This window comes from Pseudomonas sp. SWRI154, assembly GCF_014268645.1.
Taxonomy (GTDB): Bacteria; Pseudomonadota; Gammaproteobacteria; order Pseudomonadales; family Pseudomonadaceae; genus Aquipseudomonas; species Aquipseudomonas marvdashtae.
This window is the reverse complement of the sequence record NZ_JABWQW010000018.1, coordinates 78,041-90,599: the sequence shown is the minus strand read 5'-3', so window position 1 is coordinate 90,599 and position 12,559 is coordinate 78,041. Positions and strand designations below refer to the sequence as shown.

The window sequence follows — 12,559 nt, the reverse complement described above, 5'->3', positions numbered from 1 at the left end:
CGGGTTACTCAGGGATACGCAGTGACTGCCCGGGGTAGATCTTGTCTGGATGCGACAACATCGGTTTGTTGGCTTCGAAAATCTTGTTGTACTGGTTCGCGTCACCATACTCGGCCTTGGATATGGCGCTGAGCGTGTCACCTTTTTTCACCGTCACGAAACGCGCCGCCTTTGCCACCGGCCCAGTCACGGTGATCTGGTCATCCACGCTGCCGACGCCAGCGATGTTGCCCGCGGCTAACAGGATCTTTTCTTTCTCCTCCTGGCTACCGACTTCACCGGTCAGGGTGACTTTGTCGCCGTCTATCGTCGCTTGCACATTCGGATTGCCCAGCCCGACCTTGCTGATGTGTTCCTTCAACTGCTCGCTGGCATTGGCATTGCCGGGAGTCAGCAGGTCGATAAGCTTTTCTCCCGCTTCCTTCACAAAGCTAAAAATACTCATGGTGCACGCTCCTTGGGTTTAAATGTCCAGACGGATAAGACTAGACCAAGCCAACCGAGCCCATTCTCCAACCGACCAATGACCTCACCACGCCCAAGGCGCTAGAATCACAATCTTCCCGCGCCCAGGAGCGAAGATGGACATCAAGCAGCTGAAATTTCTCATCGCGCTCGAAGAAACCCGTCACTTCGGCCAAGCCGCCGCCCGTTGCCATATCACTCAACCCACCTTGTCAATGCGCCTGCGCAGCCTGGAAGAAGAGCTCGGCCTGCCGCTGGTCAACCGGGGCCAGCGTTTCGAGGGTTTCACCGCACCAGGGGAACGAGTGCTGGCCTGGGCGCGCACCGTGCTGGCGGCCTACGACGGGCTACAGGCCGAAGCAGCGGCCTGCCGGGGCAATCTGGTGGGAACGTTGCGCCTGGGCGTGGTGCCGCTGTCGGACTTCGACCCGCTGTCGATGATGCAGCGCCTGCACACCGACCACCCCAGCCTGCGTTTCGAATTATCGTCCTTGAGTTCCGAACGCATCCTCGAACAGCTGGCAAACAACCGCATCGACTTGGGTATTTCCTACCTGGAACGCCTGGACAACGATCGTTTCGAGGCCCTGCCCTTCAGCCATACCCGCATGGGCCTGCTGTATGACCAACGCTTTTTCTTTTTTGGTGAGGAACCGCTGACCTGGGAAGCGCTGGTGGAGCTGCCCCTGGGCATGCTTACCAGCGGCATGCATTTTCGCCAATCCATCGACCACAGTTTCCACAGTCGAGGCCTAGCCCCCCAACCGCTGCTGCAAACCGACGCGGTGCATCAATTGTTACAAGCTGTGCATGGTGGATTGTGCTGCGCCGTGGTGCCGTTGGAGAGCGGACTGAACGTCCTCACCGAAGACCTGCGGATCCAGCCTATCGAAAACGCCCAGACCCTGGTTCCGCTGGGGCTGATCATGCGGCGCGGCGCTCCACGTTCGGCCTTGGCCGAGGCTTGTTTCGCCCTCTATCAGAAATCAACCACCATCTCTTGATCGACGTCATCTATTGGAAGATCAGTAATAGCAATTAGACGTGGCAGATTGCCGCATTTAGTCTTACCACTATTCTCACTTTCAGTGATGCCCATGAACGACAAGCCTCCGGTCTGTCCAGTGCCTGCTGTGGAACCCTCCACGCCAGCCGCCAGCCAGAGCTATCGCTACTGCAATCTCGACCACTCTCAATCAGACAGCACCGCGCTGGCCGAGGAAGTGGCGTTGGCGATCGCCTATAACGGCATCAGCCAAGCGGTGATGTTGGTCACGCCCACTGATCTTGAAGACTTTATCGTCGGTTTCAGCCTCGGCAGCGGCATCATTGAAGACCCGGCGGATATCTATGACCTGCAACTGAGCGGGGCGGGTTCCGCGCAATACGCCCAAGTCACGATCGCCAACCGCGCTTTCTGGAATCTCAAGCAGCAACGCCGCCAGCTAGCTGGCACCAGCGGCTGCGGACTCTGCGGAGTCGAAGCCGTAGAACAAGCGCTGCCAAACCTCAAAGCCTTGCCCGGCGCCCCGCTACCGCCTGCGCAATGGCTCGACGGACTGCGCCAGCGTATCAGCCAGTTCCAGCCGTTGGGCCAGCACTGCGGCGCGGTACACGCAGCATTGTTCATGGACGCCCAAGGCGAGTTGCTGCTGGGCCGCGAAGACATTGGCCGGCACAACGCCCTCGACAAACTGATCGGGGCCTTGGTCCGACAACAAATCCCAGTAGCCGGCGGCCTGGCGATTGTCACCAGCCGCTGCAGTCTTGAACTGATTCAAAAAGTATTGCGCGCGGGCGTCCAGACCCTGGTCAGCCTGTCGTCACCCACGGGCCTCGCCGTGCAGTGGGCGCGCCAACACAACCTCAATCTCATCCACCTGCCGCAAAAAAGTGCGCCGCGGGTCTACAGCCCTGCGATGGAGAATCAAGCGTGAGCAATCATCAACAAGCCAACCAGAAACCCGCACCGCGCTACAAGCCTTATAAGGGCCCGGCCGGTGGCTGGGGTGCGCTGATCAGCGTTGCCCAGGCCTGGCTGACCAGCGATAACGCGCTGAAGAATATCCGCATGATGCTCAAGACCAACCAGAACGGCGGCTTCGACTGCCCCGGCTGCGCCTGGGGTGACTCGCCGGAAAGCGGCATGGTGAAGTTCTGTGAGAACGGCGCCAAGGCCGTGAACTGGGAAGCCACCAAGCGTCGCGTCGACGGTGCGTTCTTTGCCAAGCACAGCGTGACCTCGTTGCTGGAGCAGAGCGATTACTGGCTTGAGTACCAGGGCCGCCTGACCGAGCCGATGAGCTATGACGCCGAAACCGACCGCTACAAGCCCATCAGTTGGGAGGCGGCATTTGCCTTGATCGGCAAACACCTGCAAGGACTTTCCAGCCCAAACCAGGCCGAGTTCTACACGTCGGGCCGAGCCAGCAACGAAGCGGCCTATCTGTACCAGTTGTTCGTGCGCGCCTACGGCACCAACAATTTCCCCGATTGCTCGAACATGTGCCATGAAGCCAGCGGCGTAGCGCTGTCCCAGAGCGTCGGCGTGGGCAAAGGCACGGTAACCTTCGACGACTTCGAGCACGCCGATGCTATTTTTGTCTGGGGCCAGAACCCGGGCACCAACCATCCGCGGATGCTTGAACCACTGCGCGAAGCAGTGAAGCGCGGTGCACAGGTGGTGTGTATCAACCCGCTCAAGGAGCGTGGCCTGGAGCGCTTCCAGCATCCGCAACATCCGCTGGAAATGCTCACCAACGGCGACAAACCGACCAACACTGCCTATTTCCGCCCAGCCTTGGGTGGCGATATGGCCATACTGCGCGGCATGGCGAAGTTCTTGCTGCAATGGGAACGTGAAGCCCAGAAAAACGGCGCACCCGCGGTGTTCGATCATGCATTTCTCAATGAGCACAGCACCAACACGCTGGAATACCTGGCGGTGGTCGATGACACCTCGTGGGAGCAGATCATCGAGCAATCCGGCCTGACCCTGGCCGAGATCGAGCAGGCAGCCCGTATGTACGCCAAGGCCAGCAATGTGATCATGTGCTGGGCGATGGGCATCACCCAGCACCGCCATTCGGTGGCAACCATCCAGGAAATCGCCAACCTGATGATGCTGCGCGGCAACATCGGCAAGCCAGGCGCGGGACTCTGCCCGGTGCGTGGCCATAGTAACGTGCAGGGCGACCGGACCATGGGCATCAACGAGCGTCCGCCCGTTGCATTCCTGGACACGCTGGAGCGACGCTTCCAATTCAAGGTACCGCGTGAAAACGGCCACAACGTGGTCGAGGCGATCCACGCCATGGCCGAGGGCCGGTCAAAAGTGTTTATCGCGCTGGGTGGCAACTTCGCCCAGGCGACGCCAGACAGCCATCGGACCTTCGAAGCTTTGGGCAACTGCGACCTGACCGTCCAGATCAGCACCAAGCTCAACCGCAGCCACCTGGCCCACGGGAAAGAGGCGCTGATCCTGCCGTGCCTGGGCCGTACAGACATCGACGTGCAAGCAGAAGGCCCGCAAGCGGTGACCGTGGAAGACTCTTTCAGCATGGTTCACGCCTCGAATGGCCAATTGCAGCCGCTGTCGAACCAGATGCGCTCCGAGCCGTGGATCGTTGCTGGCATCGCCGCTGCCACGCTGGGCAGCCGCCCGGTGGATTGGAACTGGCTCGTGGCCGATTACAGCCGTGTTCGCGACCTGATCGCCGAGACCATTCCCGGCTTCAGGGACTTCAACGAAAAACTCAAGAACCCCGGCGGCTTTTATCTGGGCAACAGTGCTGGCGCCCGTCGCTGGAATACCCCATCGGGCCGCGCCAACTTCAAGCCTAACCGGTTGCCGACCGATCTGATTCATGAGCGCACCCACGCCACGGGCAAAGTGCCGGACCTGATCCTGCAATCCATGCGCTCGCACGATCAGTACAACACGACCATCTATGGACTTGATGACCGTTATCGCGGCGTAAAGGGCCAACGTGATGTGTTGTTCGTCAACGAAGCGGACATCATCCGCCTGGGCTTCAAGCCGGGGCAGAAGGCTGACATCGTCTCGCTCTGGGAGGATGGGCGCGAGCGGCGCGTCAAGGGCTTCACGTTGCTGGCCTTCGACATCCCGGCCGGACAAGCCGCGGCCTATTACCCCGAAGTGAACCCCTTGGTGCCGTTGGAAAGCACCGGCGACGGCAGCCACACCCCAACCTCGAAGTTCGTGGCGATCCGCCTGGAAGCAGCGAGCGAGAGCGGGTTGATCATGGCCAAGTCAGCCTGACATGATCTTGTGCGAGGGAGCTTGCTCCCTCGCCACGTTACGCTCGTATTTTCAAACACCCACAAAAAAGGCCATTTTCCAAAGAAAACGGCCTGTCCGAAGTAGCTAAAGACCGGCAAAAACACCTTAAGTTCCGCACTAAAAACAATAACTTAGCCAATTGTGCACAAGTCGTGTTACTCGTCGGATTTCGATTGTAACCAAGCGAAGCCAGCCTCAGGATCGCGCCGTCATCCCTTTGAGGCTCCTCTATGAAGTTCTCCTCCATTCTCTTGTTGTCCCTTGGCCTTGTCAGTGGCGTCGCTTCTGCCGGCGGTACTGCCGAAGCAGGTGTAGGCGGCGCATTGGGCGGGGTTTTGGGTTCGGTCGTCGGCCAGTCCCTGGGCGGCAACACCGGCTCCACTATCGGCGCAGCCCTGGGCGGCGCGGGCGGTAGCGCAGTCGGCGCAGACAAACATAGCCGCGGCGAAGCGGCAATCGGCGGCGCGCTGGGCGCAGCCGGTGGTAACGTGGTCGGCCGTAGCGTAGGCGGCAGCACAGGGAGCCTGATCGGTGCCGCAGCGGGCGGCGGCGCCGGTGGCGCCCTGGGTAACTACATGGGCCGGGACGACGATGACGACCGTTATGAAGGTCGTCGTGGTGATCGTCGCTACTACCGTGATGGCCACCCGGGCCGCGGCCATGCCTATGGGCATCGCAAGCACAAGCACAAACATCGCTATCACGATGACTGACGGTTGGTTTAATCCAGACCGTTAAAAAGATCGCAGCCTTCGGCCGTTCTCGTCAGAGAATGTCCGGAGGCTGCGATTTTCGTTTCAGGCCACCAAGGGTTCCAAAGCCTGGCGTAGCCGATCCGGGATCGCCACGGGCCGGTTAGATGCCCGGTCAACGAATACATGCACGAAGCGCCCCGCCGCACAGGCTTCATCCTCTCCCGCCTTGAACACCGCGAGCTCGTATTGCACGGAGCTGTTGCCCAGTTTTCCGACGCGCAGGCCAATTTCAATCCGATCCGGGAAAGCGATCGATGCAAAGTAATCGCACGCCGAGCTCACGACGAAACCCACCACGTCTCCTTCATGGATATCCAAGCCGCCGGTCTCGACCAGATAGGTATTCACCGCCGTATCGAAAAAGCTGTAGTAAGTGACATTGTTGATATGGCCGTACACGTCGTTGTCATGCCAGCGCGTGGTCACGGGCTGGAAGTGCAGATACTCGCTGCGTTGGGGCATTACGTGTCCTTAGGGTTATCAGTTTTGGGCTTGTTGCCGGTCCCAGGGTTACCGCTGCGAGAAGCCCTTGCCTTGCACCGCCAGTTCGCCGATCAAGCGAGCAGGCTTCCATTGGTCGCCCTGCTTCGTTTCGAGCTCCAGCAAGCGCGTGTGGATGTCTCCAAGCCCTTGCTGGTCAGCCCAGGCCATCGGGCCGCCCTTTTCTGCCGGAAAACCGTAGCCGTTGAGGTAGACCAGGTCGATGTCGTGGGAAGACTCGGCAATGCCCTCCTGGAGAATCTTCGCGCCTTCGTTGATCAATGCCAGCAGGCAACGCTCAAGAATTTCCCCAGGGCCTATTTCGCGCCGCTGAAAACCCAGCTCTTCGCTGACCCGCTGCACCAGCGCGTCGACCTCGACATCATGTTCAGCCTGACGACTGCCCGGTTCGTAGTGATAGTACCCGTTGCCGCTCTTCTGGCCGAACCGTCCCAACTCGCACAGACGGTTGTCCACCTGCACTTCGGGCGCATCCTGGCCTTGGCCCGCCAGTTCCCGCGCACGCCATTCCAGATCGATCCCGACCACGTCGTACATGCGAAACGGCCCCATGGCGAAGCCAAAATCTTGCAATGCCGCGTCGACTTGATAGGGAAACGCCCCCTCCAGCAGCATCTTGCGCGCCTCAAGCACATAAGGACGAAGCATCCGGTTGCCAATGAACCCGTGGCAATTACCCGAGATCACGCTCACCTTGCCCATGCGTTTGCCTAACGCCAGGGCAGCGTCCAGCACAGCTTTTGACGTCTGCGCGCCGCGGACGATCTCCAGCAGCTTCATGATGTGAGCGGGGCTGAAGAAATGCAGGCCGAGCACTTGGGTTGGCCGGCGTGTGGCCGCGGCAATGGCATCGATGTCCAGCGCCGAGGTGTTGCTGGCCAGAATCGCTTCGGGCTTGAGCATGCCATCCAGCTCGCGGAATATTTTCTGTTTGAGTTCGAGGTTCTCGTAGACCGCTTCGATGACCAGGTCCACATTACGAATCGCCGCGTAGTCATCCGCCCGTGTTATCCGGGCAATCCGGGCGTCGGCCTCGCTTTGTTCGATACGCCCTTGGCGCACATTGTGGGCGTAGGTATCGGCCACCGTGGCCAGCGCTTGTTCAAGCATTTGCGGATTGTTATCAACCCACTGCACGGCGACGCCAGCATTGGCCAGGCACATGACAATGCCGCGGCCCATGGTGCCTGCACCGACCACGGCGGCGCGCTGGATATCGAAGGATGTCTGGCTCATGTTTGCTCCCTTGTTGGCGATCCAAAGACAGCCTTCACATTAGTCAGCCACCGAACATTTTTGAAATTTATTCGTGTGATGAAGGGCATTCAGCGGATGGATGCAGTTCACAGGTGCGCCTGGGTCCAGTGGCGAACTTCGGCATAGGGATACTCCGCCAGCGCCGCGTATCCACGGACCGTTCGGGCCTTCAGCTTGGTGAACAGCGGTACGCTGATGCCGCAGAGAAACCGGGTCAGCCGTTCGGCGCAAGGCACGTCGCCCGTGTGCTGCTCATGCTTGTGGATAAAGTCGCTACACAGGCTTTCGAAACTTTCATCCACAAGCGGCGGCAACGACGGTGGTTCCGGCAAGCGAGCGACATGCCCGTGGCATACCGAACAATGGCCGCACTCCTGCGGCGCTTCGTCATCGCCAAAATAGCGCGCCAATCGATGACCAAGGCAGTGGTCCGTGGCGAACAACTCGAGCATGGCGTGGATCCGGCCGATCTCTGTTTCCTCGTGCCGAGTGAAATCAGCGTGCAGCTCCGCACTCAACAGCCTTGAATCAAAATCGGCGTCGAGGACGTTGTAGACCTCGGTCATCTGCTTGCTTTCCAACTCGATCCAGCCTTTCTCCTGGAAATAATCCAACGCCTTCACCACACGATTCCGCTCCGCGTGATACTGCTGATACATCCCCTCGAAATTAACCGTCGCCCAAGTACGGGCGCGACTGGAAGTCTGGATGATGGCCGAGACAAAATCCCTTCGCTCACCTTCGAAACGCTCAAGCAGAGCCTGCGGCTCGGTCAGGAATTTGAAGCGATACTCCGCGTAATAGGCATAGCGCGGTGCAATCAGACCGCGCAGCTCCAGTTGCACCAACAGCGTCTTGAGCGGCAATTGGCGGATATTGCTCTTGTCCGCCAACGGCCCCAGCAAAAACTCCCATTGCCCGTCATCCACGGCGCCCTTCAACTCATCGAGCACGCAGCGAATACCGGTAAGCTCCGGCGTGTCGCCATAAACAAAATTCTCAAGAATGTTCAGGCTGTCCCGGTTAGCCAGCACCAGGCAGTCGGACGGCTGGCCGTCCCGTCCCGCGCGGCCGATTTCCTGGCTGTAGTTTTCGATGGATTTGGGCAGGTCGAAATGCACCACGTTACGGATGTCGCTTTTGTCGATACCCATGCCGAACGCGATAGTCGCGACGATGCAATTGCATTGGCCGCCCATGAAGCGCCGCTGGATAACTTCGCGCTGCTCATGAGGCAGCCCGGCGTGATAGGCCTCGGCCTCGATGCCGTGCTGACTCAGGTGCCCAGCGATCTGCTCGGCGGTACGCTGCAAGGTGACGTAGACGATGCTCGGCTGCCCGGCCCGCTCGACCAGCCACTGCACCAGCCGCTGACGCTTGTCCACGCCACGCACGGGCTCGACCAGCAGATTGAGATTGGGCCGATAGAAGCCGGTCGTCACCACATCATCGGCGGCGATGGCGAACTTCGCCTGCATGTCGGCGATGACCTTAGGGGTCGCGGTGGCCGTTAGCAGCAGCACCTGGGGAATATTGAACTGATGCTGGTAATCGGGAAGCTTGAGGTAGTCCGGGCGGAAGTTGTGCCCCCATTCGGAGATGCAATGCGCCTCGTCGATCACCAGCAATGAAATCGGCACCTGTTGCAGGAAATTGCGAAAGCGCTCGTTCTTCAGTCGCTCCACAGAAACCATCAGGACCTTCAACTCCCCCGAGCGCACCCGCGCCATGGCGTCGTTGGCTTCATCACGACTCTGGGCCGAATCGATACTGGCGCAGGCAATACCGTGACGCTGCAGGAACGCCAGTTGATCCTGCATCAGCGCCAGCAGCGGCGAGACCACCAGTGTCAGGTGGGGCAACAGCAAGGCCGGCAACTGATAACACAGGGACTTGCCCGAGCCGGTAGGAAAAATCGCCGCCGCCGACCGACCGGCAAGGATCGCGCCGATGGCGGCTTCCTGACCGGGACGAAACTGTGGATAACCGAAAACCTGTTCCAGGGTGCTGTGCATAAGCGGTCGCTCCTTTGACTGCTGTGATGCCCAAAGCCTAGCCGGGCAGCGCAGCGAGTCGAGAAAGGTTGGGTTAAAAACGATACCGGATGATACAGCCTCGGGTCCTTCCGCTCTGCCATGAGGTGATACAAACCCGGGCACTTTAATGCCTCGTTTCCCTTCAATTTGCAGGTTAAGGTTCGCGTCCAATTCATGCGTTACATCGAGGCCAGGACGCCTGGTGCTCAAGACGATGTTCAAGGAACGAACGATGCCATACCCAATTTCCGCGCTACGCGCCCTGGCGATAACCTCGGCCTCACTGCTGGTCGGTTGCCTGTCCATTCCCGAACGACCCGTCGAGGAACCGGCTGTGTTCGAGAGCCCGGAATATCACGCGCAACGAGGCTTGGCCGTGGTCAAGGCTTCGGCATTGTATGCACGCGGCGGCACGGGCCAGGACGTGACCGTGGCGCTGATCGACTCGGGGCTCAGCGCCGACCTGAAGGAATTCGAAGGCCGACTGAGTGATCCGGGATTCGATTACGTCGAGAACCGTCCCGGCACGGTTGACCGCGTCGGTCATGGCACGCAAATGGCCGGCATACTCGCCGCCAACAAGGACAACCAGGGCATGCATGGCATCGCGTTCAATGCCCGGCTGATCCCTTTTCGCTTTGGCGATGACAACGAACCCTTCTTTTTCGACAGCGAGATCGCGCAGTCCTGGCAAAGCGGCTTCGAGAAGGGCGCCCGTCTGTTCAACAACTCGTGGGCCAACGCCATCCCCGCCACCGAAATCAATGAGGCGCGCTACAACCAAGTGATGCCCGACGCCCTGGCCGTCGCCCGAAGGCTAGTCTCGGAGGGTGCGGTGTTTGTCTTCCCGACCGGCAACGAACTCAAGCGAGAACCCCTGGCCGAACCGGGATTGCCGCTGGCATTACCTGAACTGGAAAAAGGCTGGATCGCGGTCGTCGCATTGAAAAACGACGGCAGTGCCATTAACGCAAAATCCAACTATTGCGGCGTCGCGGCTGCCTGGTGTATCGCTGTACCCGGGGGCGATGCCGGCGTGGAGGCAGGCTTACTCACGGTGGGCAAGGATGGCCATTACGTGCAAACCGCCGGCACCTCCCCGGCCGCAGCCCTGGTCAGTGGCGCCTTGGCGGCCCTGCAAAGCCGCTATCCACAACTCAGCCCACAGCAAGTGCGCGAACACCTGCTGGCGACAACCAACCGCACAGGTATCTATGCCAACAGCGAAGCCTATGGCCGAGGATTGATGGACCTTGAGGCGGCTTCGCGGCGAGTTCCAGGGTCAATGGTTGACTGACTATTTCCTTTTCTTTTTCAATGAGCAGCGATCCCCCTGAATTTTGGCTCTTCACGGTTTTCCGGGGAAGGCGGCCTTGATTTTCAAGAAGAAATAGGCCTTGTCCCGGAAGCCATAAGCCATCCTCTTGATGACTTTTATGCAGGCCATAACGAAAAATGCTCCGTATCTTTCGATACGGAGCATTTTCTTTGAGTGCCGCGCAGACTGCTAGATTTTCACACAGCCTGATACAGGGCGGCTTTTCATTTCAGCAATCAAACCCTACAACTGCGGACCCGCCGCCTTGATCGCGTCGCTCACTTCGAACTTCTTGAAGTTCTCGATGAACAGACCGGCCAATGCCTTGGCCGCTTCGTCGTAGGCAGCCTTGTCGGCCCAGGTGTTGCGTGGGTTCAGCAGGCCAGTCTCGACGCCTGGAACAGCCAGCGGCACGTCCAGGTTAATGATGTCCAGGTGTTCGGTTTCAGCACCGATCAGCGCGCCGCTCTGGATCGCCGCGATCACCGCACGGGTGGTCGGGATGTTGAAGCGCTTGCCGACACCGTAGCCGCCGCCGGTCCAACCGGTGTTGACCAGATAGACCTTGGAGCCGAAACCACGGATACGCTTGATCAGCAGCTCAGCGTATTCACCGGCTGGACGCGGGAAGAACGGGGCACCGAAGCAGGTGGAGAAGGTCGACTTGATGCCGCTGCCCGAGCCCATTTCGGTCGAGCCCACCAGTGCGGTGTAGCCGGACAGGAAGTGGTAGGCGGCTTGCTCTTCGCTGAGGATCGACACGGGCGGCAGTACACCGGTCAGGTCGCAGGTCAGGAAGATTACCGCGTTTGGCTCGCCACCGAGGTTTTTCGGTGCGCGCTTTTCGATCAGCTCACGCGGGTAGGCAGCGCGGCTGTTCTGGGTCAGGCTGTCGTCGGCGTAGTCGGCTTTCTTGGTGACCGGGTCGAGGACGACGTTTTCCAGTACGGCGCCGTGCTGGATGGCTTTCCAGATGACCGGCTCGTTCTTCTCGGACAAGTCGATGCACTTTGCATAGCAGCCGCCTTCGATGTTGAAGACCACACCCACGCCCCAGCCGTGTTCATCGTCGCCGATCAGGTAACGGCTTTCGTCTGCGGACAGGGTGGTCTTGCCGGTGCCCGACAGACCGAAGAACAGGGTCACGTCGCCGTCTTCGCCCATGTTCGCGGCGCAGTGCATTGGCAGCACGTCGACAGCGGGCAACAGGAAGTTCTGTACGGAGAACAGGGCTTTCTTCATTTCACCGGCGTAGCGCATGCCGGCGATCAGCACCTTCTTGGCCGCGAAATTGATGATCACGGTGCCATCGGAATTGGTGCCGTCACGCTCAGGCTCGCAGACGAAGTTCGGTGCGTTGAGGATCTGCCACTCGTCCTTGCCGCCGGCGTTGTATTGCTCGGGGTTGATGAACAGGCAACGGCCGAACAGGTTGTGCCAGGCCGTCTCGGTGGTCATCTTGACCGGCAGGTAGTGCGCAGGATCGGACCCTACATGCACGTGGGAGACAAAACGCTCGCGCTCGCCCAGGTAGGCTTCGACGCGGTTCCACAGGGCGTCGAACTTGTCGGCCGGGAACTTGCGGTTGATCGGGCCCCAGGCAATGGCGTCCTGGGTGGTCGGCTCTTCCACGATGAAACGGTCAACCGGCGAACGGCCGGTACGATGACCGGTACGAACAACCAGCGCGCCAGTATCGGCAAGCTCGCCTTCACCGCGATTCAGGGCTTCTTTGACCAGATCATCGACACTCAGATCGGTGTACACGGCGTTATTGGCTTGCGTCATGAGATTCCCCGTCGGCCCGTGGCCGAGTGCTCCAAACGTTTTGTAGTAGGAAGTCGCGCACTACTACCCGAAAAAAGTGGGCCGGATTATGCCAGAAAAGCCCAAAAAAAGTAGGGCCCTCCCGTCAGTACGGCGT

The 12,559-nt window shown here is 59.7% G+C and carries 10 protein-coding genes; 5 read left to right on the top strand and 5 right to left on the bottom strand.

The genetic code is table 11. The features are described 5' to 3' along the window. Positions 1-4: 4 nt before the first annotated feature. Entirely contained in the window at positions 5-445 is a 441-nt protein-coding gene (gene lysM / locus HU806_RS17065; RefSeq protein WP_186612607.1) for a peptidoglycan-binding protein LysM, read from the bottom strand. 136 nt (positions 446-581) lie between these two features. Between lysM and HU806_RS17060 the strand changes: the two genes are divergently transcribed. The 4 genes from HU806_RS17060 to HU806_RS17045 all read left to right on the top strand — a co-directional run bounded on the left by HU806_RS17060 (position 582) and on the right by HU806_RS17045 (position 5,481). Beyond that, a complete protein-coding gene (locus HU806_RS17060; protein ID WP_186612605.1) occupies positions 582-1,469 on the top strand; it encodes a LysR family transcriptional regulator in 888 nt (295 codons plus the stop codon). Positions 1,470-1,562: 93 nt separating this feature from the next. Continuing rightward, positions 1,563-2,402 (top strand): formate dehydrogenase accessory sulfurtransferase FdhD, encoded by an 840-nt coding sequence (gene fdhD / locus HU806_RS17055; RefSeq protein WP_186612603.1) that lies wholly within the window; start codon positions 1,563-1,565, stop codon positions 2,400-2,402. Next, positions 2,399-4,747 (top strand): FdhF/YdeP family oxidoreductase, encoded by a 2,349-nt coding sequence (locus tag HU806_RS17050; protein ID WP_186612601.1) that lies wholly within the window; start codon positions 2,399-2,401, stop codon positions 4,745-4,747. Before fdhD ends, HU806_RS17050 begins: the two co-directional genes overlap by 4 nt. Before the next feature lie 251 nt (positions 4,748-4,998). Continuing rightward, a complete protein-coding gene (locus tag HU806_RS17045) occupies positions 4,999-5,481 on the top strand; it encodes a glycine zipper domain-containing protein (RefSeq protein WP_186612599.1) in 483 nt (160 codons plus the stop codon). 84 nt (positions 5,482-5,565) lie between these two features. Here HU806_RS17045 and HU806_RS17040 read toward each other — a convergent pair whose 3' ends face one another. The 3 genes from HU806_RS17040 to HU806_RS17030 all read right to left on the bottom strand — a co-directional run bounded on the left by HU806_RS17040 (position 5,566) and on the right by HU806_RS17030 (position 9,296). Then, complete coding sequence (locus HU806_RS17040) at positions 5,566-5,985, bottom strand: acyl-CoA thioesterase (protein WP_186612597.1); 420 nt, start codon at positions 5,983-5,985, stop codon at positions 5,566-5,568. Between the two features lie 48 nt (positions 5,986-6,033). Beyond that, positions 6,034-7,260: a 3-hydroxyacyl-CoA dehydrogenase gene (locus HU806_RS17035; RefSeq protein WP_186612595.1), complete on the bottom strand. Its 1,227-nt coding sequence runs from the start codon at positions 7,258-7,260 to the stop codon at positions 6,034-6,036. 107 nt (positions 7,261-7,367) lie between these two features. Beyond that, positions 7,368-9,296 (bottom strand): RecQ family ATP-dependent DNA helicase, encoded by a 1,929-nt coding sequence (locus HU806_RS17030; protein WP_186612593.1) that lies wholly within the window; start codon positions 9,294-9,296, stop codon positions 7,368-7,370. Positions 9,297-9,549: 253 nt separating this feature from the next. Between HU806_RS17030 and HU806_RS17025 the strand changes: the two genes are divergently transcribed. After that, positions 9,550-10,614 carry a S8 family peptidase gene (locus HU806_RS17025; RefSeq protein ID WP_186612591.1) on the top strand — a complete coding sequence of 355 codons (1,065 nt, stop codon included), beginning with the start codon at positions 9,550-9,552 and terminating at the stop codon, positions 10,612-10,614. A gap of 264 nt (positions 10,615-10,878) precedes the next feature. On the opposite strand, the gene HU806_RS17020 is transcribed toward HU806_RS17025, so the two are convergent. Next, positions 10,879-12,423, bottom strand: a complete 1,545-nt coding sequence (locus tag HU806_RS17020) for a phosphoenolpyruvate carboxykinase (RefSeq protein ID WP_186612589.1) — start codon at positions 12,421-12,423, stop codon at positions 10,879-10,881. Between the last annotated feature and the right edge of the window lie 136 nt (positions 12,424-12,559).

Coding starts and splice junctions, on each gene's coding strand:
- lysM (WP_186612607.1), bottom strand. CDS start 445: ATGAGTATTTTTAGCTTTGTGAAGGAAGCGGGAGAAAAGCTTATCGAC.
- HU806_RS17060 (WP_186612605.1), top strand. CDS start 582: ATGGACATCAAGCAGCTGAAATTTCTCATCGCGCTCGAAGAAACCCGT.
- fdhD (WP_186612603.1), top strand. CDS start 1,563: ATGAACGACAAGCCTCCGGTCTGTCCAGTGCCTGCTGTGGAACCCTCC.
- HU806_RS17045 (WP_186612599.1), top strand. CDS start 4,999: ATGAAGTTCTCCTCCATTCTCTTGTTGTCCCTTGGCCTTGTCAGTGGC.
- HU806_RS17040 (WP_186612597.1), bottom strand. CDS start 5,985: ATGCCCCAACGCAGCGAGTATCTGCACTTCCAGCCCGTGACCACGCGC.
- HU806_RS17035 (WP_186612595.1), bottom strand. CDS start 7,260: ATGAGCCAGACATCCTTCGATATCCAGCGCGCCGCCGTGGTCGGTGCA.
- HU806_RS17030 (WP_186612593.1), bottom strand. CDS start 9,296: ATGCACAGCACCCTGGAACAGGTTTTCGGTTATCCACAGTTTCGTCCC.
- HU806_RS17025 (WP_186612591.1), top strand. CDS start 9,550: ATGCCATACCCAATTTCCGCGCTACGCGCCCTGGCGATAACCTCGGCC.
- HU806_RS17020 (WP_186612589.1), bottom strand. CDS start 12,423: ATGACGCAAGCCAATAACGCCGTGTACACCGATCTGAGTGTCGATGAT.